General features: G+C 71.9%; 23 protein-coding genes. 17 read left to right on the top strand and 6 right to left on the bottom strand.

The annotated features are described in order from the left end of the window. Nucleotides 1–74: 74 nt before the first annotated feature. Complete coding sequence (locus ACFY8W_RS12180) at nt 75–1556, top strand: alpha/beta fold hydrolase (protein ID WP_391103465.1); 1482 nt, start codon at nt 75–77, stop codon at nt 1554–1556. A 38-nt stretch (nt 1557–1594) separates the two neighbouring features. On the opposite strand, the gene ACFY8W_RS12175 is transcribed toward ACFY8W_RS12180, so the two are convergent. The 3 genes from ACFY8W_RS12175 to ACFY8W_RS12165 are packed head-to-tail and all read right to left on the bottom strand — an operon-like array spanning nt 1595 to nt 5090. Then, nucleotides 1595–3124, bottom strand: a complete 1530-nt coding sequence (locus ACFY8W_RS12175; RefSeq protein WP_391103463.1) for a PTS transporter subunit EIIC — start codon at nt 3122–3124, stop codon at nt 1595–1597. Between the two features lie 41 nt (nt 3125–3165). Beyond that, a complete protein-coding gene (murQ, locus tag ACFY8W_RS12170; protein WP_391103461.1) occupies nt 3166–4098 on the bottom strand; it encodes an N-acetylmuramic acid 6-phosphate etherase in 933 nt (310 codons plus the stop codon). Nucleotides 4099–4112: 14 nt separating this feature from the next. Further along, on the bottom strand, nt 4113–5090 hold the full coding sequence (locus tag ACFY8W_RS12165) for an SIS domain-containing protein (RefSeq protein WP_391103459.1): 978 nt from the start codon (nt 5088–5090) through the stop codon (nt 4113–4115). A 122-nt stretch (nt 5091–5212) separates the two neighbouring features. On the opposite strand from ACFY8W_RS12165, the gene ACFY8W_RS12160 reads away from it, so the two are divergent. Continuing rightward, a complete protein-coding gene (locus ACFY8W_RS12160; protein ID WP_391103457.1) occupies nt 5213–5569 on the top strand; it encodes a hypothetical protein in 357 nt (118 codons plus the stop codon). Continuing rightward, on the top strand, nt 5566–5865 hold the full coding sequence (locus tag ACFY8W_RS12155) for a DUF4031 domain-containing protein (RefSeq protein WP_391103455.1): 300 nt from the start codon (nt 5566–5568) through the stop codon (nt 5863–5865). Before ACFY8W_RS12160 ends, ACFY8W_RS12155 begins: the two co-directional genes overlap by 4 nt. A gap of 48 nt (nt 5866–5913) precedes the next feature. On the opposite strand, the gene ACFY8W_RS12150 is transcribed toward ACFY8W_RS12155, so the two are convergent. From ACFY8W_RS12150 to ACFY8W_RS12140, 3 genes are all read right to left on the bottom strand, one after another. Then, a complete protein-coding gene (locus ACFY8W_RS12150; protein WP_391103898.1) occupies nt 5914–7122 on the bottom strand; it encodes a Cmx/CmrA family chloramphenicol efflux MFS transporter in 1209 nt (402 codons plus the stop codon). A gap of 195 nt (nt 7123–7317) precedes the next feature. Next, nucleotides 7318–8334: a hypothetical protein gene (locus ACFY8W_RS12145; protein ID WP_391103452.1), complete on the bottom strand. Its 1017-nt coding sequence runs from the start codon at nt 8332–8334 to the stop codon at nt 7318–7320. Nucleotides 8335–8422: 88 nt separating this feature from the next. Next, a complete protein-coding gene (locus ACFY8W_RS12140; RefSeq protein WP_391103450.1) occupies nt 8423–9106 on the bottom strand; it encodes a hypothetical protein in 684 nt (227 codons plus the stop codon). Between the two features lie 146 nt (nt 9107–9252). On the opposite strand from ACFY8W_RS12140, the gene ACFY8W_RS12135 reads away from it, so the two are divergent. From ACFY8W_RS12135 to ahcY, 14 genes are all read left to right on the top strand, one after another. Further along, entirely contained in the window at nt 9253–10695 is a 1443-nt protein-coding gene (locus ACFY8W_RS12135; RefSeq protein ID WP_391103448.1) for an MFS transporter, read from the top strand. Nucleotides 10696–10899: 204 nt separating this feature from the next. Further along, on the top strand, nt 10900–12129 hold the full coding sequence (locus tag ACFY8W_RS12130; protein ID WP_391103446.1) for an aminotransferase class I/II-fold pyridoxal phosphate-dependent enzyme: 1230 nt from the start codon (nt 10900–10902) through the stop codon (nt 12127–12129). A gap of 110 nt (nt 12130–12239) precedes the next feature. Continuing rightward, complete coding sequence (locus ACFY8W_RS12125; RefSeq protein ID WP_391103444.1) at nt 12240–12785, top strand: MaoC/PaaZ C-terminal domain-containing protein; 546 nt, start codon at nt 12240–12242, stop codon at nt 12783–12785. A gap of 114 nt (nt 12786–12899) precedes the next feature. Next, nucleotides 12900–13742, top strand: a complete 843-nt coding sequence (locus ACFY8W_RS12120) for an SAM-dependent methyltransferase (protein WP_391103442.1) — start codon at nt 12900–12902, stop codon at nt 13740–13742. Next, on the top strand, nt 13739–14782 hold the full coding sequence (locus ACFY8W_RS12115) for a methyltransferase domain-containing protein (protein WP_391103439.1): 1044 nt from the start codon (nt 13739–13741) through the stop codon (nt 14780–14782). Before ACFY8W_RS12120 ends, ACFY8W_RS12115 begins: the two co-directional genes overlap by 4 nt. A gap of 105 nt (nt 14783–14887) precedes the next feature. Beyond that, on the top strand, nt 14888–15781 hold the full coding sequence (locus tag ACFY8W_RS12110) for a diiron oxygenase (RefSeq protein WP_391103437.1): 894 nt from the start codon (nt 14888–14890) through the stop codon (nt 15779–15781). Nucleotides 15782–15817: 36 nt separating this feature from the next. Further along, nucleotides 15818–16708, top strand: coding sequence for a hypothetical protein (locus tag ACFY8W_RS12105; protein WP_391103434.1), 891 nt, complete (start codon nt 15818–15820; stop codon nt 16706–16708). Between the two features lies 1 nt (nt 16709). Next, entirely contained in the window at nt 16710–17168 is a 459-nt protein-coding gene (acpS, locus tag ACFY8W_RS12100; RefSeq protein WP_384410330.1) for a holo-ACP synthase, read from the top strand. Between the two features lie 12 nt (nt 17169–17180). Further along, complete coding sequence (locus tag ACFY8W_RS12095) at nt 17181–17435, top strand: phosphopantetheine-binding protein (protein WP_391103431.1); 255 nt, start codon at nt 17181–17183, stop codon at nt 17433–17435. Continuing rightward, nucleotides 17432–18646, top strand: a complete 1215-nt coding sequence (gene metK / locus ACFY8W_RS12090) for a methionine adenosyltransferase (protein ID WP_391103430.1) — start codon at nt 17432–17434, stop codon at nt 18644–18646. The genes ACFY8W_RS12095 and metK overlap by 4 nt, the downstream gene beginning before the upstream one ends. Before the next feature lie 36 nt (nt 18647–18682). Further along, complete coding sequence (locus ACFY8W_RS12085; RefSeq protein ID WP_391103429.1) at nt 18683–19666, top strand: PfkB family carbohydrate kinase; 984 nt, start codon at nt 18683–18685, stop codon at nt 19664–19666. Then, nucleotides 19663–23139, top strand: coding sequence for a methionine synthase (gene metH / locus ACFY8W_RS12080; protein WP_391103426.1), 3477 nt, complete (start codon nt 19663–19665; stop codon nt 23137–23139). The genes ACFY8W_RS12085 and metH overlap by 4 nt, the downstream gene beginning before the upstream one ends. Continuing rightward, nucleotides 23136–24005 (top strand): methylenetetrahydrofolate reductase [NAD(P)H], encoded by an 870-nt coding sequence (metF, locus tag ACFY8W_RS12075; RefSeq protein ID WP_391103424.1) that lies wholly within the window; start codon nt 23136–23138, stop codon nt 24003–24005. Before metH ends, metF begins: the two co-directional genes overlap by 4 nt. Then, nucleotides 23998–25407: an adenosylhomocysteinase gene (gene ahcY, locus ACFY8W_RS12070; protein WP_391103422.1), complete on the top strand. Its 1410-nt coding sequence runs from the start codon at nt 23998–24000 to the stop codon at nt 25405–25407. The genes metF and ahcY overlap by 8 nt, the downstream gene beginning before the upstream one ends. The last annotated feature ends 6 nt before the right edge of the window (nt 25408–25413 follow it).

Below are 25413 nucleotides of genomic sequence, written 5' to 3'. Positions count from 1 at the left end.
AGGGGGACAGCCCCACCCCGTACCCGCGTGCCTGCCGGGTGGGGAGCTGACGGCAGATCAACAAAGCTTGCCGCATGACGACTTACGCAGGAATCGCGCTCGCTCTCGCCCTCGCCTCCGCCGGCCCTCTCGCCGCCCCGTCCCACGGCCCGGCGCCCGTTCCCCCGTCCGTCCCCGGTCTCTCCTGGAGCGCCTGCGGGCCTGCCGGCCTCGGCCAGGAGTGCGCCACGCTCCGGGCGCCGCTCGACTACGCCGACCCGGACGGCCGGCAGGTCGAGCTGGCCGTCTCCCGGATCCGCAGCACCGAGCCCGCGGCCCGGCGCGGCACCCTCCTCGTCGTGCCCGGCGGGCCCGGCAGCTCCGGAGTGCAGCGGCTGACCTCGAAGGGGCCGGCCCTGAAGAAGGAGCTGGGCGGGGCGTACGACCTGGTGGCCTTCGACCCGCGCGGCGTCGGCGGCAGCACCAAGGCGCACTGCGGGCTCGCCGAGCAGGACCGGCACCTGGTGACCCTGCGGGCCTGGCCCGCCGCCGACGGCTCGATCGACGAGAACGTGGAGCGTTCCCGCCGCGTCGCCGAGGCCTGCGCCCGCAACGGCGGCGCCGAACTGCGCGGCCTCACCACCGCCAACGAGGTCCGGGACATGGACCGGCTGCGGCAGGCGCTCGGGGAGCGGAAGCTGTCGGCGTGGGGCTCCTCGTACGGCACGTACGTCACCGCCCAGTACGCGCAGAAGTTCCCGCACCGCACCGACCGCGTCGTCCTCGACAGCAGCGCCGACCCGGACCCGAGGAAGGTCGCCCAGGGCTGGCTGGCCGGCATGGCGCGCGGCGCCGACGACCGCTTCCCCGACTTCGCGGCCTGGGCGGCGCACCCGGACCGCGCGAACGACGGGCTGCGGCTCGCCGAACGGCCCGAGGACGTCCGCCCGCTGGTCCTGGGCCTCGCCGCCCGCCTGGACCGGCAGCCGAAGCCCTCGGCCACGCCGGGCGTGCCGCTGACCGGCAACCTGCTCCGTCAGGCCCTGCAGAACGCCCTCTACTCCGACGCCGCCTTCGCCGACTTCGCCCGCCTGGTGCAGCAGGCGGGCGAAGCCGGCGGGACGCCCGCGCTCCCGCCCGTGCTGTCCGGCCCGATGCCCGACGAGGACGCGACCGTCACCGTCGGCGTCGTCTGCAACGACGTGCGGTGGCGCGGCTCCGTCCCCTCCCACCGGCGCGCCGTCGCCGCCGACCGCGCCGCCCACCCGCTGACCGCGGGCATGCCGGTCAACATCACGCCCTGCTCCTTCTGGAAGGACTCCCCGGTCGAGAAGCCGACGCGCATCACCGACGAGGGCCCGTCGAACATCCTCATGATCCAGGGCCTTCGCGACCCCTCGACCCCGCACTCCGCGGGCCTGGAGATGCGCGCGGCCCTCGGCGCCCGCGCCCGCCTCGTCTCCGTCGACCACGGCGGCCACGGCATGTACCTGGGCAACGGCAACGCCTGCGGCGACCGGACGGTCACCCGCTTCCTCCTCACGGGCGAGCGTCCGGCCGCCGATGCGACCTGCTGAGCTCCGTCGAGGTGCCGAGACCTGCCGGGCCTGCCGGCTCAGGCCTTCACGGGAGCGGCGACCGGCTCCCCGCTCGAGTCCGGGTCCTCGGTGATCGGCCCCGCCGTCTCCCTCTCCCTCTCCCTCTCCCTCCCCTTCTCCCTTTCCGACTCCGTCTCCGTGTCCACGTCGAACTCCTCGATCAGCCCCTTGCCGAAGCCGAAGAAGTACGTGGCCACGAAGCCCACCACGTAACCGACCAGGAGCCCGCCCGCGTAGATCGCGATGGTCTCGCCGAGGCCCTTGTTGCCGTCGAGGAGGGGGAAGAGGGCCCAGCCGGAAGGGCCGATGGCGGTGGAGCCGACCTTGTCGCCGAGCATGTTGAACAGGCCGACGAAGCCGCCTCCGAAGGCGCCGCCGACGCAGGCGGTGACGAAGGGGCGGCCCAGGGGGAGCGAGACGCCGTAGATGAGGGGCTCGCCGACGCCGAGGAAGCCGGCCGGGAGGGCGGACCTGATGGTGCGGCGGATGGACCCGTTGCGGGGGAGGCGCACGTAGACGGCCATGGCCGCGCCGACCTGGCCCGCGCCGGCCATCGCCAGGATGGGCAGGAGGACCGTGTAGCCCTGCTGCTCGATCAGAGTGGTGTGGATCGGGATGAGGGCCTGGTGCAGGCCCAGCATCACCAGCGGCAGGAACAGGGCGCCGAGGACGAGGCCGGCGCCGGCGCCGGCGTTCGCGAGGAGCCAGTCGGCGAAGTCGCCGATGGCCCGGGAGACCTCGCCGGCCACGTACATCAGGCCGAAGACCGTGACCAGGCCGGAGACCAGGACCGTGAGCGTGGGGGTGACGAGGACGTCGAGGGACTCCGGGACCCGGCGGCGGCACCACTTCTCCACGTGCACGGCCAGGACCGCCGCGCCCAGCGCGCCGAGCACCCCGCCCTGGCCGGGGGACAGGGTCCGGCCGAAGACCTCGACCTTCGCGACGCCCGCGAAGACGATGACGGACGCGACCGCGCCGCCGAGGATCGCCGTACCGCCGAACTCCTTGGCCGTGTTGTGGCCGACGAAGACCGCGATCAGCGCCATGAATCCGCTGGCGACGGCGGCGAGCGCCGGGGTGATGCCGGGCAGCCAGCCGAGGTTGACGAGCAGGCCGTTGAGGCCGGCGATGATGCCGCAGCCGATGAGGGCGGGGATCAGCGGGACGAAGATGTTCGCGATCCGGCGGAGGAAGAGCTTGAACGGCGTGGCGTTCTTCGCCTTCCGGGCGGCCTTGATCGCCGCGCCCGCCGCCGCCAGGTCCGCCGCCGTGTGCTTCACGGCCGCTTCGGCCACCAGCGCCTCGAACTCGGGCGTCACCCTGGCGACCGTGCCCGGGCCGAGGACGATCTGGTACGTGTCGTCCTCCACCACGCCCAGCACCGACGGCAGGGCCTTCAGGGCCTCGTCCTGGACGAGCGCGCGGTCCCGGAGGCCCAGCCGGAGGCGGGTCATGCAGTGGGCCACGGAGTCGATGTTCGCGGGCCCGCCGACGAGGGGGAGGATCGCGGCGGCGACGGCGCGGTTCTTGTCGTCTGTGCTCATGTGCGGTGGTGCCTTGCTGTGAGGGGGTGCGGGCCCGTGCCCTACGCGTGGAGTGCCGCGCGCAGGTGGCCCCGGGAGTCCTTCAGCCGCTGCTCGGCGGCCTTGGCATCGATGTCGGCGAGGATCATCAGGATCGCGGTCTTCACCTCGCCGTCGGCGCCGGCGAGGGCGGTCTCGATCTGCTCGTCCGGCGCGCCGGTGGCGAGTGCCACGATGCGGCGCGAGCGGGCCTGGAGCTTGTCGTTGGAGGCGCGGACGTCGACCATGAGGTTTCCGTAGGTCTTGCCGAGCCGGATCATGGTGATCGTCGAGATCATGTTGAGGACGAGCTTCTGGGCCGTGCCGGCCTTCAACCGGGTGGATCCGGTGAGCAGTTCGGGCCCGGTGACGACCTCGATGCCGTGCTCGGCGGCGGCGGCGAGCGCGCTGTCCGCGTTGCACGACAGGCCGATGGTGAGCGCGCCGTGGGCGCGGGCGTGTTCGACGGCGCCGACGGCGTACGGCGTACGGCCGGAGGCGGAGACGCCGACCACGGTGTCGTCGGCGGTCAGGCCGAGCGCGGTCAGGTCCTCGACCGCGAGTTCCCTGGAGTCCTCCGCGCCCTCGACGGACCTGACCATGGCGGAGGGGCCGCCCGCGATGAGGCCGACGACCTCGGAGGGGTCGGTGTTGAAGGTGGGCGGGCACTCGCTGGCGTCGAGGACGCCGAGCCGTCCCGCGGTGCCGGCGCCGAGGTAGATGAGCCGGCCGCCGCGGGCCATCCGCTCGGCGGTGGCGTCGATCGCGGCGGCGATCGCCGGGAGCTGCCCGGCCACGGCGGCGGGGACGGTCTGGTCCTCGGCGTTCATCAGCGCGGCGATCTCGGCGGTGGGCAGCGTGTCGATCTCGGCGAGTTCGGGGCGGAAGGCCTCGGTGGTGAGGGTGGCCAGCTGGGCGCGCAGTTCGGCGTAGGCGGAGGCGGACCTGGTGGACATGTGTGGCGGCTCTTTCAGCGGGTGCGGGGGGAGTGGCGGTGCGCCAGGGCTTCGTACGAGGCCGCGAGGGCAGGGGCCGCCGTCTCGTACGTACGCTGAGTGACGCAGGTGAACAGGCAGTCCACGACCAGGAGTTGGCTGGTGCGGGAGGACATGGCCGCGGGGCGCAGTTCGCTCTCGCGGGCGGTGGAGGTGGTCAGTACGTGGTCGGCGTACTGCGCCACCGGGCCGTCGGGGCGGCCGGTGATGGCGACCGTGGTGGCGCCGTGGTCGAAGGCGACGCGGAGCGGTTCTATGACGTCGCCGGTGGAGCCGGAGTGGGTGATGGCGATGGCGACGTCGCCGGAGCGCAGCTGCACGGCGTTGGTGACGGCGAGGTGCGGGTCGCTGTGGGCGTGCGCGACGAGGCCGATGCGGAGCAGCTTCTGGCCGAGGTCCTGGGCGACGAGGCCGGAGGCGCCGACGCCGTAGATGTCGATGCGGCGGGCGGTGGCGAGGGCGGCGACGGCGGCGCCGAGCTGGACGGTGTCGAGTCCGGCGGCGGTGTCGGCGAGGGTCTGCTGCTCGTCGTAGGCGAGCTTGGCGACCACGTCGGCGACCGGGTCGTCGACGGCGATGTCGGCGGTGACGGAGGGCGCGCGGCCGGACTGCTGCTGGGCGGCGAGGCCGGCCAGGGCGAGGCGCAGGTCGCGGTAGCCGGGGTAGCCGAGGAGGCGCGCGGTGCGCACGACGGTCGCCTCGCTGGTGCCGGTGAGCTCGGCGAGACCGGTGACCGTGAGGGCGGCGCAGCCGGCCGGGTCGCCGGCGACGGCCTCGGCGACCCGCTGCATGGAGCGGGTCATGGAGGGGGCGAGGGTCCGCACCTTGGCCGCGAGCGCGGCGGGCGCGGGCGGGGCCGCCGCGAGCGGGGCCGCCGTGCCGGCGGCGACGCCGGCCGTCCCGTTGCCCGGCCCGCCCGCGTCGGTGAAACTTTCCTTCACGTCATTGGTCACACCTGAAAGATATTTTCGGGTGGAGGGAGCGTCAAGCCCTCGGAGGCCCCGTACCGTCCGGGCCGGGTCCGCATCGGCGCAGGACATTGGTCCCCCGCGAGAGCAGGGAGCAGAATGTGAACATGGACGACATCGACCCCTTGGAGCAGTCCCTCCATGCCGCCCGCGCCCTGGTCCTCGCCGACCTGGTGGCCCGCGAGGTCGCCATGGCCGAGGTCGTCTCGATGGTGGAGGACGCCGTCGCCCACCGCCGCTGGTGGGTCGAGCAGTGGCCCGAGGGCCGGGCCTTCGTGGCCGGTCTGATAGCGCAGGACGTCCAGGACGCCCTGCTCGAACGGTACGGCCGCTGGCCGCTGTGCCCGGTCTGCGCCTCCGGCGACCCGCACGCCCTCGACGTCGAACCGGAGATGGGCCCGGACCCGCACTGGGTCTGCGGCAAGCAGGGAGTGGTGGTCGCCCCGGTGGGCGGCCTCACGTGACCCTCTACATCGACCCGCCGACCTGGCCGGGTCACGGCCGCATGTGGTCGCACCTGGTCAGCGACGTCTCCTTCGAGGAGCTGCACGCCTTCGCCGCCGCCATCGGCTGCCCGCCCCGCGCCTTCGAGCGCGACCACTACGACGTCCCCTCCGACCACTACGCCTCGGCCGTCGCGGCCGGCGCGGTCGAGGTCGGCTCGAAGGAGATCGTCCGCCGGATCACGGAGGCGGGGCTGCGCCGTCCGAAGGGACGGCCGGCGCAGGGGCAGAAGCTGCCGCGTCAGGACGTGGAGTAGCCGGCGAGGCCGGCGAGCGGATCCACCGATCCCTCGGGAACCGTGAGGTCAGCGAGGTGTGACCGGGGTCTGCTCCGGCTCCTTCGCGGACGCCCCCATGACCACCCGCGAGCGTGACTTCGTCAGCCGCAGGGACGCGGCGACGGCGCCGAGGCCGAGCAGGGTCATGGCCGCGCCGGCCCAGGCGGGGGAGGCGAAGCCGAGGCCGGCGTCGATGACCGTGCCGCCGAGCCAGGGGCCGCCGGTGTTGCCGAGGTTGAAGGCGGCGGTCGTGGTGGCGCCGGCGAGGGTGGGGGCGGCGCCCGCGACGTTGAACATGCGGGCGTTGAGGGCGGGCGCCGTGTAGAACGCGGAGACGCCGAGCAGGAAGGTCAGCGTGATCGTGGCGACCGGGCTGGACGCGAGGAGGGCGAGGGCCACCAGGAAGACGGTGGAGGCGGTGATGCCGCTGAGGAGGACGCCGAAGAGGTGGGCGTCGGCGACCCGGCCGCCGATGTACGTGCCGATGAGCGCGCCGATGCCGAACAGCGCGAGGACGGCGGAGACCCACCCCTCGTCGAGGCCGGCGACGTCGGTGAGCAGCGGGGCGAGGTAGGAGAAGGCGCAGAAGACGCCGCCGGCCGCGAGCGCGGTGATCAGGACGGAGAGCAGCACCTGCCGGTCGCGGTAGATGACCAGTTCGCCCTTGAGCCGCGGCTTGGTCTCGGGCAGGGGTATGTGCGGGATGCGGGTGACGACGCCGACGAGGGCGATGGCGGAGGCCGCGCCGACGGCCCAGAAGGCGGAGCGCCAGCCGAGGTGCTCGCCGAGGAAGGCACCGGCGGGCACCCCGAGCACGTTGGCTATGGAGAGCCCGCCGATCATGACGGCCATGGCCCGTGCCCGGGCGCCGACCGGCACCATGGCGATGGCGACGGCCGCCCCGACCGCCCAGAACCCGGCGCAGGCGAGCGCGCTCACCACGCGGGAGGCGAAGAGCACCGCGTAGTTCGGCGCGAGCGCGCCGGCGACCTGCCCGAGCCCGAAGACGCTGATCAGGGCGACGAGGGTGGTCTTACGGGGCAGCCGCAGCGTGGCGACGGCGAGCAGCGGCGCCCCGACGACCATGCCGATGGCGAAGGCCGAGATGAGCAGCCCGGCGCGGGGAATGGACACGTTCATGTCCTCCGCGATGGGCGGCAGCAGCCCGGACAGCATGAACTCGCTCGTGCCGAGTGCGAAGACGGACAGTCCGAGAATGTAGACCGCCAGCGGCATGCGGCCGCCGACGGCGGCCGGGGCGGGAGCGGGCGGTGCGGCTTCGGCAGGGGTCGACGGCATGACATGGGCAACCTGTGGTTAGTCCCTGTCATTCCTCCCCCGGGTGATCGTCTCGGGATGCGAGACGATCACCCGGGGAGGGCTTCCGGCGGGGCGTACGGTACGCCCGCCGACGCGCGCCGGCAGGCGTCGTCAGGCCACCGTGTACGTGATCGCCGCGCCGTGGGTCGCCGCGATCGTGCCCGAGGCGTAGCCGTCGTGGATCCTGACCGGGTTGCCGTCGACGTTGCGGACCTTCAGGGTCGCGCGGACCTGGGTGCAGCCGCCGAGTTGGGCGGTGGTCAGGGTGAGGGTGTTCGCCGCGGTCTGGTGGTGCTTGGCGTTGGTGATGTCCCAGCGGGAGACCGGGCCGGCGATCGGACTTCCGCACACGGAGCCGTCGGGGTTGCGCGGCTGGGCCTCGACCCAGGTCTCGACGACGGTGCCGTCGTACGCGGTGGTGCCACCGGAGCAGATCGGGGAGCCGGCCGCGCAGGTCGACAGGGCCGCGTCCTGGTAGATCGACAGGCGGTTGCCGGTCGTCGGGGTGACCGTGTAGCCGAGGGTGGTGGCGGTGGTGCCGCGGGCGACCGTGGTGCCGCTGCCCGCGAGCAGGGTCCAGCGCGTCTGGTCGGTGTAGTCGGGCTCCGTACGGCGGGCGAGTTCGGCGCCGGCCGGGACGCGCATGGTGACGGTGCGGCCGTTCACGATGATCGAGGAGTACGAGACGATCGAGAGGCGGCAGGTGTAGCTGCCGGCGGAGGGCGCGACGAACACCCAGCGCAGGGCGGCGGTCAGCTTGCTCTCGCCCGGCGGAACGAGGTTCGCGGCCCAGTACACCCCGGCCTCGGTACCGGCGGGGAGCGCGGTGCCGTCGGCGTTGCGGCAGCGGATGGCGAAGGTGTTGCCGATGTTGTCGCCGGCGGACAGGCTGTCGACCGGCTGCGTGGTGAAGAAGCGGGACCACAGGTAGGACCGCTCGCCGGCGGCCGCGTCGAAGGCGATCTCGGTGCCGGGGACGTCGAGGTAGGCGTCGGCGTTCCGGGTCACCTCGTAGTCGAAGGTGGTGGACGCGGCGCTCGCCGGTGCGGCGGTGACCACCGCACCCGCGAGCGTGAGGGCGAGCGCGGCGGCCGCGGCCGCCGCCGCCCGGATGACTCTGGGTCGCACGGGACAGGTCCTGCTCTCTCGTTGACGTGTACCCCTCCAACGGGGGACGGCGAGAGGATACGCGCGACGGCCGGGCGGGCGGGCCGGGTCAGGCCTCCGTCAGCCGCCTCAGCTCCTCCTCCAGGTTCTCCCGTGCCTTCTCCTCCCAGACCGCCGCTCCGTACGGCGTGCGGAACAGCCGGGGCAGGGCGAGGAGGTGGCGCAGGATCGCCGCCCGGCCTTCGCGGAAGGCGGCCTCCGGGACGAAGGCGTACTCCTCGCGCACCGCGGCCGTATACCCCCTATACGTATCCGGGTCGCTCGCCAGGATCGCCAGGTCGGCATCGCACAGGGTCTCGCCGTTGAGGTCGCCGGGGGCGGCGTCGTGCGTGGCGGTGAGCCGGACCAGGCGGGCGACCTCGGCGACCTGGTGGGTGGTCAGGCCCGCCTCGTGCAGGGCCTTTTCGGCCAGGACCGCCGAGCGTTCCTCGTTCTCCGAGCGGTCCGGGCGGTAGACCGCGTCGTGGAACCAGGCGGCGAGCCGGACCAGCTCCAACTCGCCGCCCTCGCCGCCCTTTTCGGACAGCTCGTCGATGCGGTCGAGGACCGCCAGCAGGTGCTCGGCGGTGTGGTAGCGGCGCTGCGGCTCCGTCCAGCGGGACAACAGGTTCCGGCCGTACGGGAGCGGGTCCGGGCCCTCACGCCCGGCCCGTGCCGCGAGCAGGGTCGCGGTCCAGCGGTGGAGGAGTTCCTGTTCCTGGGCTGCCTTCATCGGGGCGGTCATGGCTCGCATTCTGCCGCCCCGGCCCCGGCCCCTGCCGCCGGAAGCGCGTGCTCCATCCGGCCCTCATCTCGTCTTACATACCCCCCATGGGTATGCTACGGTGCTCCCGCAGGTACCCCCCAGGGGTATGTCACCGCGAGTGAAGGGTCAGGGCAATGTCAACCGTCAATCCCCGGCGCTGGTGGGCACTTGCCGTGCTCGCCGCCGCGCAGTTCATGGTCATCATGGACACCTCGATCATCGGCGTCGCACTGCCGAAGATGCAGGAGGACCTGGGCTTCTCCCAGGGCGAGCTGCAGTGGGTCTTCAACGCCTACGTGATCGTCTTCGGCGGACTGCTGCTCCTCGGCGGCCGCCTCTCCGACCTGGTCGGAGCCCGAAAGATCTTCGTGTCCGGCTGGGCGATCATGATCGCCGGTTCGATCCTCGCCGCGGCCGCGCAGACCGCCTGGGTCGAGATCGCCGGCCGCGCCGTCCAGGGCGTCGGCGGTGCGCTCATCGCGCCGTCCGCCATGACCCTGCTGATGATGCTCTTCATGCACGACCCGCGTGAGCTGGGCAAGGCGATGGCGCTCTACGGTGCCGCCGCCCCGGCCGGCGGCACCGCCGGTGTGTTCCTCGGCGGCGTGTTCACCGAGTGGGCCGCCTGGCAGTGGTGCTTCATCATCTACGTCCCGATCGGTCTGGCCACCCTCGCCGCGACGAAGCTCCTCCCGAACGTCGAGTCCCGCCGCGGCTCCGTCGACGTCCTCGGCGCCGTCGCCGTCACCGCCGGTCTCGCCCTCGGTGTCTTCGCGGTCGTCCGGGCCCCCGAGGTCGGCTGGGGCGCGACCGCCACCATCCTGGAGCTGGTCGGCGCCGCCGCGCTCATCGTCCTCTTCTTCGTGATCCAGAAGGCCGTCCGCGAGCCGCTCATGCCGCTCAGCGTGTGGCGGGTCCCGCGCCTCGGCTCCGCCAACCTGGCGATGACGCTGCTCGGCGCCGCCTGGATCCCGATGTGGTACTTCCTCAACCTCTACCTCCAGCAGGTCCTCGGCTACGGCGCCTTCGCCTCCGGTGCCGCGCTGCTCCCGATGACCGTGCTCCTCATGATCTTCATGACGGCCATCACCGCCCGGCTCATGGCCAAGGTCGGCGCCAAGCCGCTCATCGGCGTCGGTCTGCTGCTCCTCGCCGCCGGTCTGGTCTGGCTGGCCGCCGTCGAGCCCACCGGCACCTTCCTCGTCGACGTCCTGCCGGCCTCGCTGGTCGCCGCCCTCGGCATGTCCCTCGCCTACATCCCGGCCATGATCGCCGCGATGTCCGGCGCCCCGCAGGAGCAGGCCGGTCTCGCCTCCGGCATCGTCAACACCACCTACAACGTCGGCTCCGCGCTCGGCCTCGCCGCGCTCACCGCGGTCGCCATGTCGCAGGGCGCCGACCAGCTCGGCAACCTGCCGAAGCTGACGGAGGGCTTCTCCGCGGCCTTCATCGGCGCCGCGATCATCGCCGCGGTCGGCGGTGTCGTCACCCTCCTGGTGATGAAGTCCGACAAGGCCCTCGCCGCCGAGGCGCCGGCCCCCGCCCCGCAGCAGCAGGGCGACAAGGTCTCCGCCTGACCCGGCCGCACCCCCGGAGGGGCCGCCCGATGTCCGTTCACCGGCCGTCGGGCGGCCCCCTTTTCCGTACCCGAGCCCTGTTCCGGCCGGCTCTTCCGTGCCCGGCCCCCTTTCCGTACCCGAGCCCTGTTCCGGCCGGCTCTTCCGTGCCCGGCCCCCTTTCCGTACCCGAGCCCTTTCCCGTATCCCCGAGAGGAACTCGCCGTGCAGCTCAGCACCCGCGCCGTCCACGTCTCCAACCCCCCGCTTCCCAGCGGCAGTCACCCGCTCTCCGTGCCCCTCGTCCAGTCCTCCGCCTTCGCCTTCTCCTCCGCCGACGCGCTCGCCGAGGCCATGGCCGGGCCCGACGGGCAGTACGTCTACGGCCGGCGCGGCAATCCGACCGTGCGGGCCCTGGAGCAGACGCTCGCCGGGCTCGAAGGAGGCGCCGGGGCCATCGCCTTCGCGTCCGGGATGGGGGCGATCAGCGGCGTGTTGCTCGCGCTCCTGAAGCCGGGCGACCGGGTGGTGGCGCAGCGCTGCCTGTACGGCGGGACGTACGCCGTCCTGTCGGACCTCGCCGCCCGCTACGGCATCCGGGTCACGTACATATCCGGCGACGACGTGGAGGAGTTCGAGCGGGCCGCCGCGCACCCCGCCACCCGGCTGCTCGTCCTGGAGACGATCGCCAACCCCACCGGCCAGGTGCCCGACCTGCCCGGACTGCTGGCCGCGGCCCGCTTCCTCGGCGTGACCAGCGTCGTCGACAACTCGCTCGCCTCGCCCGTGCTGTGCCGGCCCGTCGAGCTGGGCGCGGACGTCGTCGTGCACTCCACCACCAAGTACCTGGCCGGCCACTCCGACGTGCTCGGTGGCGCCGCCGTCTTCGCCGACGACGCGCTGCGCCGCGCGGTGTGGCCGCGCACCGTCGAACTCGGGGCCTGCGCCGATCCGTTCGCGGCCTGGCTGACCTTGCGCGGGATCGCCACGCTGCCGCTGCGGATGCGCGAGCACTGCCTGAACGCCGCCGTGCTCGCCCAGCGGCTCGCGGCCCGGAGCGAAGTCAGGGGCGACGTCACGGCCGTCCACCATCCGTCGCTTCCCGGCCATCCCTCGTACGAGACGGCCCGCAAGGTGCTGTCCGGCGGCGGCGGGCTGCTCTCCTTCGAGCTCGCGGGCGGCCGGGAGGCCGGCCGGGCCTTCATCGAGCGGGTGCGGGTCGCCCGGCTCGCCCTGTCGCTCGGCGGCGTGGAGTCCCTGGTCACCCACCCGGCGTCCACCTCGCACCGCGAGCTGGACGGCGACGCCCTGGCCGCGGCCGGGATCGCGCCGGGGCTGGTGCGGATGTCGGTCGGGATCGAGGCCGTCGAGGACCTGTGGGGCGACATCGAGCAGGCCCTCGAACGGGCCGTCGCGCGGCCCGGCGGACGAACCCCCGAACGGCCCCTCGACTGAGGGGCGTTCCTTCGAGTTCCGGCCTTCTTTTGGGTTGACAAAATAAATGGTCGATTCGTAAATTAGGAGATGCCAGGGAACGACAACTCCTAGGTCAAGGGGGGCGCGCGATGCGCTACTTCGAGGACTTCCGGCCCGGCGACGTCCACGAGCTGGGCACCGTCACCGTCACGGCGGAGGAGGTGCTGGAGTTCGGAAAGCGCTTCGATCCGCAGCCCTTCCACACGGACCCCGAGCTCGCCAAGGACTCGCCGTTCGGCGGACTGATCGCCAGCGGCTTCCACACCCAGTCGATGTTCATGCGCCGTTACGTCGACGGACTGCTCGCCTACAGCGCCTGTCTGGGCTCGCCCGGCATCGACGAGGTCCGCTACCTGCGTCCCGTGCGTCCCGGGGACGTCCTCACGGCGCGCGTGGAGATCCTCGGCGCCACGCCGTCGCCGTTCAACCCCACCAGCGGCACCGTCAAGCCGCGCTGCACGCTGGTGGCCGCCGACGGGACGGCCGTGTTCAGCATGGTCCTGCACAGCATCTTCCGGCGCCGTCCCGCCGGATCCGAGGCCGGACGTCTGTCGTCGATGCCCGCCGCCGAGGATCCCGCCGGGTGCTGCACCCGAGCGAGGAAGAGCGCGCCCGCAGCCGCCATGAGCGCCTGACGACCGTCCTCGTCGGGCCCCTGAGCACGGCCGTCCGAATCCCGCCGTCTCTCCCCATCCCTCGCAACCACCAGCGAATCCACCAGCGAATCCACCAGTGAAGGGGGACCTCCCGTGGAGGCCGTATCCCGCACCGCCCAGTGGACCGCCGCCGCGCGTGCCCTGGAGACCGAGCGCGAGGACCGGCTGTTCGCCGATCCCTACGCGCGCACCGTCGCCGACCAGATCGGCTTCGAACTGCTCGAGCGCTACGCCGGCGGCGGCACCGTGCCGTTCCTCGCCATCCGCACCACCTACCTCGACCGGGCCATCGTCAAGGCGGTGGAGGAGCGCGGCATCCGTCAGGTCGTCTTCCTCGCCGCCGGCATGGACACCCGCTTCTTCCGACTGCCCTGGCCCGACGGCGTCACCGTCTACGAGCTCGACCGCCCGGCGCTCCTGGAGGCCAAGGCCGCGATGCTCGCCGACGAGCCGCAGCCGGCCGGCCGCACCCGGATCACCGTCCCGGTCGACCTCACCCAGGACTGGACCGGCCCCCTCAAGGAGGCGGGATGGAAAAGCGACGAGCCCGTCCTGTGGGTGGTCGAGGGCCTGCTGTTCTTCCTGCCCGAGCAGGCGGTGCGGACCCTCATCTCGACGCTCTCCGCGCACGCGGCGCCCGGCTCCGTGCTGCTCGGCGACGTCATCTCCAAGGCCGCCCTGGTGAACCCGCTCGCCCGCGGCTTCCTCAAGGCGCTGGAGGAGGACGGCAACCCGTGGCTCTTCGGCACCGAGGAGCCCGAGGAGCTGCTCGACGACTGCGGCTGGGCCGTGCGCGAGGTCAGGCAGCCGGGTGAGCCCGGCGCCCACTTCGACCGCTGGCCTTACCCGGTCCCGGCCCGCTCCGTCCCGGGCGTGCCCCGCTCCTTCCTCTTCACCTGTGACCTCCCCGCGTACAAGGAGGAGACGGCCGCATGAGCGCCCACGACTTCCACCAGAAGGTCATCACCGACGCCGGCGCCGCCGTGCGCGGACTGACCGTCGCCCTCGGCGAGCGCCTCGGCCTCTACCGGGCCCTCGCCGACCACGGCCCGCTCACCGCCGCCGCGCTCGCCGAGAAGACCGGCACCAACGAGCGGTACATCGAGGAGTGGCTGCACGCCCAGCTGTCCGCCGGCTACGTGGAGCGGCACCCCAGCTCCCTCACGTACACGCTGCCCGCCGACCACGTCGCCGTGCTCGCCGACCCGACGGCCGTCACCTTCGCCGCCGGCTTCTTCACCGCCCTCAAGGCGCTGTACGCCACCGAGGACCTGCTCGTCGAGGCGTACCGGACCGGTGACGGCGTGGGCTGGGCCGAGCACGACGCGGCCCTCGACACCGGCATGGGCTCCTTCTTCCAGCCGACGTACGAGCACAAGCTCGTCCCGGACTGGCTGCCCGCCCTGCACGAGGTCACCGACAAGCTGGCGAACGGCGGCACCGTCGCCGACGTCGGCTGCGGCGTCGGCCACACCACGCTGCTCATCGCCAAGGCCTTCCCGAACGCCACGATCCACGGCTTCGACTACTCCGAGGAGGCCATCTCCATCGCGCGGCAGCTCGCCGAGGAGGCCGGTCTGTCCGACCGGGTCGTCTTCGACGTGGCGTCCGCCGACGACTACCCGGGCTCCGGCTACGACCTGGTGTGCTTCTTCAACGCCCTGCACGACATGGGCGACCCGGTCGCCGCGGCCCAGCACGTCCACAAGTCGCTCGACGCCGACGGCACCTGGATGCTGGTCGAGTCGAACGTGTCGCCGGCCGACATCGACACCCAGACCCCGGCGGCCCGCATGTTCATGGCCCTGTCCGCCGTGATGTGCCTGCCCGTCGCCGTCGCCCAGCGCGGCCCGCACGCCCTCGGCAACCATTCCGGCGAGAAGGCCTTCCGCGCCATCGCCGAGGAGGCCGGCTTCACCCGCTGGCGGCGCGCCACCGAGACCCCGGTCAACGCGGTCTACGAAGTCCGGCCCTGACGGCCCGCTCCCGTCGTCCGGCACCGACAGTCCGGCGCCGCCGCTCCCCGGGTCCCCGTCCGCCCCCGCGAGCGCTCCGCCCCACCCGTCACAAGGAGTCACACCATGGGCGTCACCGCCCCGCTGCCCGTCACCGACCGGTTCATGGAGGTGCTCTCGCGCCTCAGCGAGCGCTCCGTCGAGGACTACTACAACCCGTACCAGACCTTCCAGTGGCCCGAGAGCCTGGAGGAGAACCGGTACTGGATGACGCCGGAGCTGCTCACCGTCTACGGCACCGAGCACTTCGACACCCTCGGCGAGGAAACGCTTCAGCGCCTGTCGAAGTGGGAGTCCGTCAACTTCTACAGCCTCAACGTGCACGGCATCCGCGAGCTCCTCATCGAGGTCGTCGGCCGCATCCACATGCCGGGCTTCGAGGTCCCCTCGGACTTCTTCCACCACTTCATCGGCGAGGAGAACGAACACATGTGGTTCTTCTCCGAGTTCTGCCGCCGCTACGGCAACAAGATCTACGGATCCACCGCCATGCGCGCCGACGCCGCCTGGGAGCCCGAGGTCGAGAACTTCCTCGTCTTCACGCGCATCCTGTTCTTCGAGGAGCTGGTCGACCACTACAACTCCCGGATGGCCAAGGACGACGCCCTGTGCCACACCATCCGCGAGGTCAACCGGATCCACCACCAGGACGAGTCCCGCCACATCGCGTTCGGCCGCGAGCTGGTCAGCCTCCTCCACCAGCGGATGTGCCAGGCGGTCAGCGCCGAGCGGGTCCGCGAGGTCGAGGCGTACCTCAAGCGCTACGTCGTCTACAGCATCAACTCGCTCTACAACCCCCACGTGTACCGCGACGCCGGCATCCCCGACCCGCTGGCGCTGCGCAACTCCCTCGTCGCCGACGAGCGCCGCCGCCCGCACGAGCGCAAGGCGATCCGCAAGCCGCTCGCCTTCTTCCTCAAGACCGGGATCTTCTCCGACGACAGCCTGCCCATCGTCTGAGTCCCCAGGAACCTCCCACCGAGAGGTGCACCGATCATGACCATGACGACCCCCGAGCAGAACGTCGGGGCGACCAGGGGCCTGCCCACGCTCGGCCCGGAGGGGACCCGCCTGCTGCGGCTCCTCGACGACACCTTCGAGGGCTGGGGAGTGGCCGCGGGCGCCCGCCCGATGACCATGCCCCCGCTGCTCCCGGCCGCCGACCTGGCCCGGCTCGACTACTACGACAACTTCCCCCACCAGGCCGTCGTCGCCGCCCCGCTCGACCTGGAGCGCCGCGCGACCGAGCCCTTCTCCACCGACACCGGCTGCTTTCCGACCGCCGCGCTCGAACCGGCCGCGCTCGGACTGCCCTCGGCGTCCTGCTACGCCGTCTACCTCACCCACCAGGGCACCCGGGTCGCCGACGACCACCTGGTGACCGTCTGCTCCTGGTGCTTCCGCAAGGAGACGCACTACGAGGGGATGCGACGGCAACTCGGCTTCCGCATGCGGGAGATCGTCGCCGTCGGCTCCCGCGAGCACGCCGAGAACCACCTCGCGGACTTCACCGCCCGCATCCACGCCTTCGCCGCGGCACTCGACCTGCCGCTGCGCAAGGAAGCCGCCTGCGACCCGTTCTTCGACAAGGGCGGCTCGAAGGCCCTGCTCCAGCGGCTCACGCCGGTGAAGCACGAGTTCCTGTACGAGGACCTGGCCATCGCCTCGGTCAACACGCACCGGAACTTCTTCGGCGACCGCTGCGGCATCACCCTGGAGTCCACCGGCGGGCCCGCCTTCACCAGCTGTGTCGCCTTCGGCCTGGAACGCTGGCTGTCGGCGCTCACCCGCCGGCACGGCGACTGGGAGTCCGCCACCCGGGCGGTCCTCGACGCGGACGCCCGACTGCGGGCCGATGCGAGCCTCGCGGCCGGGCCGGTGATCTGACGTGCCGGCCCGTCCCGTCGCCCCGCCGGCGGGCGGCCTGGGCTGGGCGAACCTCGGCATGGACATCGTGTCCGTCAACCGTGTCCGCAGGCTTCTCGCGCAGTACGGGGAGAAGTTCTTCGAGCGGATGCTCACCCCCGGCGAACTCGCCGACTGCCGCACCGCCGCAGGGCTGGACATCCTGAGCCTGTGCGGCCGGATCGCGGCCAAGGAAGCGGCCTTCAAGACGCTGCGCGTCCGCGGCAGGTTCCTGCCCTGGACGGACATCGTCGTACGGCGCTCCGAAGGCGGCTGGCCGCTGGTGGAGCTGCGCGGACCCGCGGCCGGGATGGCCCAGGAGTCCGGCATCTCCGAGATCACCGTGTCCATCAGCCACGACGTGGACTACGCGGTCGCGGTCGCCGCGCCGATCATCGCCCCCACCCCTTACGTACCCAGCAGCTCATCGAGCAGCAGCTAAAGGAGAGCAATCATGGCCGACGGCCTGCAGACGGTGAAGAACTGGATCCTCGAGCGTCACCCGGAGCGCGAGGACATCGCCTCCGACCTCGACCTGATCGAGAACCGGCTCATCGACTCGCTGTCCTTCGTCGAGTTCGTCTTCCTGCTGGAGCAGGAGAGCGGCACCGCCATCCAGATGGAGACCCTCGAGGTCGACTCCATCCGCACCCTCGCCGCCATCGAGCAGTCCTTCTTCGCCAAGGCTCCGGTGGAGGTCCAGGCATGAGCCGCCGCCTGTTCACCTCGGAGTCCGTGACCGAGGGCCACCCCGACAAGATCGCCGACCGGATCAGCGACACGATCCTCGACGCGCTCCTCACCCAGGACCCGTCCTCCCGCGTCGCCGTGGAGACCCTGATCACCACCGGCCAGGTGCACATCGCCGGCGAGGTCACCACCGCCGCGTACGCGCCGATAGCGCAGCTGGTGCGCGACGCGGTGCTCGACATCGGCTACGACTCCTCCGCGAAGGGCTTCGACGGCGCCTCCTGCGGCGTGTCGGTGTCGATCGGCGCGCAGTCCCCGGACATCGCGCAGGGCGTCGACACGGCGTACGAGTCCCGTGTCGGGGGAGCCTCCCAGGAGGACGAGCTCGACAAGCAGGGCGCCGGCGACCAGGGCCTGATGTTCGGCTACGCCTGCGACGACACCGCCGAGCTGATGCCGCTGCCGATCGCGCTGGCCCACCGGCTGTCACGGCGGCTCACCGAGGTCCGCAAGAACGGCACCGTCCCGTACCTGCGGCCCGACGGCAAGACCCAGGTCACCATCGAGTACGACGGCGACCGGCCGGTCCGCCTCGACACCGTCGTGGTGTCCTCCCAGCACGCCGCCGACATCTCCGTCGAGGGCCTGCTCACGCCGGACGTCCGCGAGCACGTCGTCGAGCACGTCCTCAAGGAGCTCGTCGAGGAGGGCGTGAACCTGGAGTCCGACGGCTACCGGCTGCTGGTCAACCCGACCGGGCGCTTCGAGATCGGCGGCCCGATGGGCGACGCCGGCCTCACCGGCCGGAAGATCATCATCGACACGTACGGCGGCATGGCCCGCCACGGCGGCGGTGCCTTCTCCGGCAAGGACCCCTCGAAGGTGGACCGCTCGGCCGCGTACGCGATGCGCTGGGTCGCCAAGAACGTGGTCGCCGCCGGGCTGGCCAAGCGGTGCGAGGTGCAGGTCGCGTACGCGATCGGCAAGGCCGAGCCCGTGGGCCTGTTCGTGGAGACGTTCGGCACCGGCACGCTGCCCGACGAGAAGATCCAGGAAGCCGTCAGCCGGGTCTTCGACCTGCGGCCGGCCGCGATCATCCGCGACCTGGACCTGAAGCGCCCGATCTACGCGGCCACGGCGGCGTACGGGCACTTCGGCCGGGAGCTGCCGGAGTTCACCTGGGAGCGGACCGACCGGGTCGACGCCCTCAAGACGGCCGCGGGCCTCTGAGGGATCCGAGGATCTGAAGGAGCTGAGGGAGTCGACATGCGCATCGCTGTCACCGGATCCATCGCGACCGACCATCTGATGACCTTCCCCGGCTGGTTCAGCGAACAGCTGATCGCCGACCGGCTCGACAAGGTCTCCCTGTCGTTCCTCGCCGACGACCTGGAGGTCAGGCGCGGCGGAGTGGCAGCGAACATCGCCTTCGGACTCGGCGTGCTCGGCCTGCGCCCCGTCCTCGTGGGCGCGGTCGGCGCCGACTTCGAGCCGTACCGGATCTGGCTGAAGGACCACGGTGTGGACACCGACTCGGTGCGCGTCAGCGAGTCGCTCCACACCGCCCGGTTCGTCTGCACCACCGACCGGGCCCAGAACCAGATCGCCACCTTCTACGCCGGGGCGATGGCGGAGGCCCGGGAGATCGACCTGCGGGAGGTCCTCGCCCGGACGGGGCGGCTCGACCTCGTCCTGGTGTCGCCGGACGACCCGGAGGCCATGCTGCGGCACGCCCGTACCTGCCGCGAGCTCCAGGTCCCCTTCGCCGCCGACCCGTCGCAGCAGCTGGCGCGGCTCGACGGCGGACAGGTTCGGGAGCTGGTGGACGGGGCCCGCTTCCTGTTCACCAACGAGTACGAGACCGCCCTGCTCCTGGAGAAGACCGGCTGGAGCGAGGCGGAGGTGCTGCGCCGCGTCGGCACCTGGATCACCACGCACGGCGAGGCCGGCGTGCGGATCCGCGGCGAGGGCCGGGCCCCGCTCGCCGTGCCCGCGGTGCCGGTCGCGGGCGTGGTCGACCCGACCGGCGTCGGCGACGCCTTCCGGGCGGGATTCCTCGCCGGAACGCTGTGGGGCGTGCCCGAGCGGTGCGCGGCCCAGCTGGGCTGCGCGGTCGCCGCGACCGTCCTCGACTACGTCGGCACCCAGGAGTACCGGCTGCACCGCGACCCGCTCCTGGACCGGATCAGGACGACGTACGGCGTGGGCTGCACCGCCGAACTGCTCAACCATCTGAGGGGGCTGACGTGAGCACCGTACGGCGTTCCCTGCGCGAGGAGTTCGCCACCCGGGTCGTGGTGGCCGACGGGGCGATGGGCACCATGCTCCAGGCCGCGGACCCGACCATGGACGACTTCCAGGACCTGGAGGGCTGCAACGAGATCCTCAACCTCACCCGGCCCGACATCGTCGCCTCCGTCCACGACGCCTACTTCTCCGTCGGCGTCGACTGCGTGGAGACCAACACCTTCGGCGCGAACCTGGCCGCCCTCGCCGAGTACGGCATCGAGGACCGCGTCCACGAACTGTCCGAGGCCGGCGCCCGCATCGCGCGCGGCGTCGCCGACGCCCACACCGCCACCGACGGCCGGCCCCGCTGGGTGCTCGGCTCCATGGGCCCCGGCACCAAGCTCCCCACCCTCGGGCACGTCACGTACGAGCCGCTGCGCGACGCCTACCAGCGCAACGCCGAGGGCCTGGTCGTCGGCGGCGCCGACGCCCTGCTGATCGAGACCTCGCAGGACCTGCTCCAGACGAAGGCGGCCGTCATCGGCGCCCGCCGCGCCCTGGAGCACCTCGGGCTCGACCTGCCGCTGATCGTGCAGGTGACGGTCGAGACGACCGGCACGATGCTGCTCGGCTCGGAGATCGGGGCGGCGCTGACCGCCCTGGAACCGCTCGGCATCGACATGATCGGCCTGAACTGCGCGACGGGCCCGGCCGAGATGGCCGAGCACCTGCGCTACCTGTCCCGGCACGCCCGTGTCCCCGTCTCCGTCATGCCCAACGCGGGCCTGCCGGTGCTCACCTCGGACGGCGCGCACTACCCGCTGACGCCGGTCGAGCTGGCGGACGCCCAGGAGGCGTTCGTACGGGACTACGGCCCCGCCCTGGTCGGCGGCTGTTGCGGCACCACACCCGAGCACCTGCGGGAGATCGTGGACCGGGTGCGCGGCGCGGCCGTGCCGGCCCGGGTGCCGGAGGCGGAGCCGGGCGCCGCCTCCCTGTACAGCCATGTGCCGTTCCGCCAGGACACCTCGTACCTGGCGATCGGCGAGCGGACCAACGCCAACGGCTCGAAGAAGTTCCGCGAGGCCATGCTCGACGGGCGCTGGGACGACTGCGTCGAGATGGCGCGGGACCAGATCCGCGAGGGCGCGCACATGCTGGACCTGTGCGTGGACTACGTGGGCCGGGACGGCGCCGCCGACATGGCGGAGCTCGCCGGCCGCTTCGCGACGGCGTCCACGCTGCCGATCGTCCTGGACTCCACCGAGGTGGGTGTGCTGCGGGCCGGTCTGGAGAAGCTGGGCGGCCGTGCGGTGCTCAACTCGGTCAACTACGAGGACGGTGACGGGCCCGAGTCGCGGTTCGCGCAGGTCACAGCGCTGGCACGGGAGCACGGAGCGGCGCTGATGGCGCTGACGATCGACGAGGAGGGCCAGGCCCGGACGGCGGAGAAGAAGGTCGAGATCGCCGAGCGGCTGATCGCCGACCTCACGGGGAACTGGGGGATCCGGGAGTCGGACATCCTCATCGACACCCTGACCTTCACCATCTGTACGGGCCAGGAGGAGTCGCGGGGCGACGGCGTCGCCACGATCGAGGCGATCCGCGAGCTGAAGCGGCGCCACCCGGACGTGCAGACGACCCTGGGCCTGTCGAACATCTCCTTCGGTCTGAACCCGGCGGCCCGGATCGTCCTGAACTCGGTGTTCCTGGACGAGTGCGTGAAGGCGGGCCTGGACTCGGCGATCGTCCACGCGTCGAAGATCCTGCCGATCGCGCGACTGGAGCCGGAGCAGGTCGAGGTCGCGCTGGACCTCGTCTACGACCGGCGCCGGGAGGGTTACGACCCCCTGCAGAGGCTCCTCGAGCTCTTCGAGGGCGCGACGGCGAAGTCCCTGAAGGCCGGCAAGGCGGAGGAGCTGCTCGCGCTTCCGCTGGAGGAGCGGCTCAAGCGGCGGATCGTCGACGGCGAGAAGAACGGCCTGGAGGCCGACCTGGACGCGGCGCTCGCGGAGCGTCCGGCTCTGGAGATCGTCAACGACGTGCTGCTGGACGGCATGAAGACGGTCGGTGAGCTGTTCGGCTCGGGTCGGATGCAGCTGCCGTTCGTGCTGCAGTCGGCCGAGGTGATGAAGACCGCGGTGGCGTACCTGGAGCCGCACATGGAGAAGTCCGACGCCGAGGGCAAGGGCACGATCGTGCTCGCCACCGTGCGCGGCGACGTCCATGACATCGGCAAGAACCTCGTCGACATCATCCTGTCCAACAACGGCTACAACGTGGTCAACATCGGGATCAAGCAGCCGGTGTCGGCGATCCTGGAGGCCGCGGAGGAGCACCGTGCGGACGTGATCGGGATGTCGGGGCTCCTGGTGAAGTCGACCGTGATCATGAAGGAGAACCTGGAGGAGCTGAACGGCCGCGGGCTGGCCGCGAAGTATCCGGTGATCCTGGGCGGTGCGGCGCTGACCAGGGCGTACGTCGAGCAGGACCTGCACGGGATCTACCAGGGCGAGGTCCGCTACGCCCGGGACGCCTTCGAGGGCCTCAGGCTCATGGACGCCCTCATGGCGGTCAAGCGCGGAGTGCCGGGCGCGACCCTCCCCGAGCTCAAGCAGCGGCGTGTGCCCAGGCGGGAGATCCCGGCCCCGCTCCTCGACGAGGTGCGGGAGCCCGAGCCCGCCGGCCGCTCCGACGTGGCCGCCGACAACCCCGTACCCGAGCCCCCCTTCCTCGGGACCAGGGTCGTCAAGGGCATCCAGCTGGCGGAGTACGCGAGCTGGCTGGACGAGGGCGCGCTGTTCAAGGGGCAGTGGGGTCTGAAGGACCGGGAGACGATCGGGTCGGAGGGCCGGCCGCGGCTGCGGGGCTGGCTGGACCGGCTGCAGACCGAGCAGCTCCTCGAAGCGGCGGTGGTCTACGGCTACTTCCCCTGCGTGTCCAAGGGCGAGGACCTGATCGTCCTGGACGAGGACGGGGGCGAGCGGACCCGCTTCTCCTTCCCCCGTCAGCAGCGGGGCCGCCGTCTCTGCCTGGCCGACTACTTCCGCGCCGAGGACTCCGGCGAGGTCGACGTGGTCGCGCTCCAGGTCGTCACCGTCGGGTCGAGGATCGGCGAGGAGACGGCCAGACTGTTCGCCGCCGACTCCTACCGCGACTACCTCGAACTCCACGGCCTGTCCGTCCAGCTGGCCGAGGCCCTGGCCGAGTACTGGCACTCCCGCGTCCGCGCGGAGTGGGGCATCGCCGGGGCCGACCCGGCGTCGATGGCCGCCATGTTCCGCACCGAGTACCAGGGCTGCCGCTACTCGCTGGGCTACCCCGCCTGCCCCGACCTGGAGGACCGCGCCAAGATCGCCGCCCTCCTCGACCCCGCACGCATCGGCGTGGAGCTGTCGGAGGAGTACCAGCTGCACCCCGAGCAGTCCACCGACGCCTTCGTCGTCCACCACCCCGAGGCGACCTACTTCAACGCGGGAGGCCGACGCCTGTGAACCCCACGCCCCCCACCTTCTCGTTCGAGTTCTTCCCGCCGAAGACCGACAAGGGCGAGCGGACCCTGTGGGACGCGATCCGGCGCGTGGAGGCGCTCGCGCCGGACTTCGTCTCCGTGACGTACGGCGCGGGCGGCTCGTCCCGCGACCGGACGATCGACGTGACGAAGCGCATCGTGACGGAGACGACACTGCGGCCGGTGGCGCACCTGACCGCCGTCGGCCACTCGGTCGCCGAGCTGCGCGCGATCATCGGCGCGTACGCGGACGCCGGCGTGAGGGACGTCCTCGTCCTGCGCGGCGACCCTCCGGGCGACCCGCGCGGCGCCTGGGAGCCGCACCCGGACGGCTTCACGTACGCGTACGAACTCGTCGAGCTCGTACGGTCGTTGGGCGAGTTCCGGATCGGCGTGGCGGCCTTCCCTGAGGGCCACCCGCGCTCGGCGGGCCCGGAGAGCGACCTCGCGCACTTCGTCGCCAAGTGCCGGGCGGGCGCCGACTACGCGATCACCCAGATGTTCTTCGACCCGGAGGACTACCTGCGGCTGCGCGACCGGGTCGCCGCGGCCGGCTGCGACACCCCGATCATCCCGGAGATCATGCCCGCCACCGACGTCCGGCAGATCCGCCGCTTCGCCGAGCTGTCGGACGCGGCCTTCCCCGAGGACCTGGCGCACCGCCTGGAGGCGGCGAAGGACGACCCGGCCGCCGCGTACCGGACCGGTGTCGAGTACGCGACCGCCATGGGCGAGCGGCTGCTCGCCGAGGGCGCGCCGGGGCTGCACTACATCACGCTCAACAAGTCGACGGCCGCACTCGAAATCCACCGATCGATCCAAGCCTCAAGGAGCCTCGCACGTGTCTGAGTTCACGGACCCCGGATTCACCGACTTCAAGGTCGCCGACATCGGTCTCGCGGAGTTCGGCCGCAAGGAGATCACCCTCGCCGAGCACGAGATGCCGGGCCTGATGGCGATCCGCGAGGAGTACGCGGAGGCCCAGCCGCTGGCCGGCGCCCGGATCACCGGCTCGCTGCACATGACCGTGCAGACCGCCGTCCTCATCGAGACCCTCGTCGCCCTCGGCGCCCGGGTCCGCTGGGTCTCCTGCAACATCTACTCGACCCAGGACCACGCGGCCGCCGCGATCGCCGCGGCCGGCATCCCGGTCTTCGCCTGGAAGGGCGAGACCCTGGAGGAGTACTGGTGGTGCACGGAGCAGGCGCTGACCTGGCCCGGCGGCGAAGGCCCGAACATGATCCTCGACGACGGCGGCGACGCCACCCTCCTCGTCCACAAGGGTGTGGAGTACCAGAAGACCGGCCGGCTGCCGGAGGCCGAGAACGAGGAACTGGCCGTCGTACGCTCCCTGTTGGAGAACAGCACGCTGGACTGGGGGACGCTGGCGGCCGGCATCAAGGGCGTGACCGAGGAGACCACCACCGGTGTCCACCGCCTGTACGAGATGCACCGCGACGGCGCCCTGCTCTTCCCGGCGATCAACGTGAACGACGCCGTGACGAAGTCGAAGTTCGACAACAAGTACGGCTGCCGCCACTCGCTGATCGACGGCATCAACCGTGCCACCGACGTCCTCATCGGCGGCAAGACCGCCGTCGTCTGCGGCTACGGCGACGTCGGCAAGGGCTCGGCGGAGTCCCTCCGCGGCCAGGGCGCCCGCGTGATCGTCACCGAGATCGACCCGATCTGCGCGCTCCAGGCCGCCATGGACGGCTACCAGGTCGCCACCCTGGAAGACGTCGTCGAGACCGCCGACATCTTCATCACCACCACGGGCAACAAGGACATCATCATGGCGTCCGACATCGCCCGCATGAAGCACCAGGCCATCGTCGGCAACATCGGCCACTTCGACAACGAGATCGACATGGCCGGCCTGGCCAGGATCCCGGGCATCGTCAAGGACGAGGTCAAGCCGCAGGTCCACACCTGGACCTTCCCGGACGGCAAGGTCGTCATCGTGCTGTCCGAGGGCCGGCTGCTCAACCTGGGCAACGCGACCGGTCACCCGTCCTTCGTGATGTCGAACTCCTTCGCGGACCAGACCCTGGCCCAGATCGAGCTGTTCACGAAGACCGCCGAGTACCCGGTGGGCGTGTACACGCTGCCGAAGCACCTGGACGAGAAGGTCGCCCGCCTCCACCTCGACGCCCTCGGCGTCAGGCTCACGACCCTCCGTCCGGAGCAGGCCGAGTACATCGGCGTCCCGGTGGAGGGCCCGTACAAGCCGGACCACTACCGCTACTGAGGCCGT

It is taken from the genome of Streptomyces sp. NPDC012637 (assembly GCF_042954805.1).
Classification (GTDB): domain Bacteria; phylum Actinomycetota; class Actinomycetes; order Streptomycetales; family Streptomycetaceae; genus Streptomyces.
The sequence above is the reverse complement of the archived record's forward strand: the minus strand, read 5'-3'. Positions and strand labels throughout refer to the sequence as shown.

What these genes read in the sequence shown, in the direction of transcription:
- ACFY8W_RS12135 (WP_391103448.1), top strand. Translation starts at nt 9,253, where the DNA reads ATGTCAACCGTCAATCCCCGGCGCTGGTGGGCACTTGCCGTGCTCGCC.
- ACFY8W_RS12105 (WP_391103434.1), top strand. Translation starts at nt 15,818, where the DNA reads ATGACCATGACGACCCCCGAGCAGAACGTCGGGGCGACCAGGGGCCTG.
- ACFY8W_RS12095 (WP_391103431.1), top strand. Translation starts at nt 17,181, where the DNA reads ATGGCCGACGGCCTGCAGACGGTGAAGAACTGGATCCTCGAGCGTCAC.
- ACFY8W_RS12175 (WP_391103463.1), bottom strand. Translation starts at nt 3,124, where the DNA reads ATGAGCACAGACGACAAGAACCGCGCCGTCGCCGCCGCGATCCTCCCC.
- metK (WP_391103430.1), top strand. Translation starts at nt 17,432, where the DNA reads ATGAGCCGCCGCCTGTTCACCTCGGAGTCCGTGACCGAGGGCCACCCC.
- ACFY8W_RS12125 (WP_391103444.1), top strand. Translation starts at nt 12,240, where the DNA reads ATGCGCTACTTCGAGGACTTCCGGCCCGGCGACGTCCACGAGCTGGGC.
- murQ (WP_391103461.1), bottom strand. Translation starts at nt 4,098, where the DNA reads ATGTCCACCAGGTCCGCCTCCGCCTACGCCGAACTGCGCGCCCAGCTG.
- ACFY8W_RS12160 (WP_391103457.1), top strand. Translation starts at nt 5,213, where the DNA reads ATGGACGACATCGACCCCTTGGAGCAGTCCCTCCATGCCGCCCGCGCC.
- ACFY8W_RS12150 (WP_391103898.1), bottom strand. Translation starts at nt 7,122, where the DNA reads ATGCCGCTGGCGGTCTACATTCTCGGACTGTCCGTCTTCGCACTCGGC.
- ACFY8W_RS12110 (WP_391103437.1), top strand. Translation starts at nt 14,888, where the DNA reads ATGGGCGTCACCGCCCCGCTGCCCGTCACCGACCGGTTCATGGAGGTG.
- ACFY8W_RS12115 (WP_391103439.1), top strand. Translation starts at nt 13,739, where the DNA reads ATGAGCGCCCACGACTTCCACCAGAAGGTCATCACCGACGCCGGCGCC.
- ACFY8W_RS12140 (WP_391103450.1), bottom strand. Translation starts at nt 9,106, where the DNA reads ATGCGAGCCATGACCGCCCCGATGAAGGCAGCCCAGGAACAGGAACTC.
- ACFY8W_RS12085 (WP_391103429.1), top strand. Translation starts at nt 18,683, where the DNA reads ATGCGCATCGCTGTCACCGGATCCATCGCGACCGACCATCTGATGACC.
- ACFY8W_RS12180 (WP_391103465.1), top strand. Translation starts at nt 75, where the DNA reads ATGACGACTTACGCAGGAATCGCGCTCGCTCTCGCCCTCGCCTCCGCC.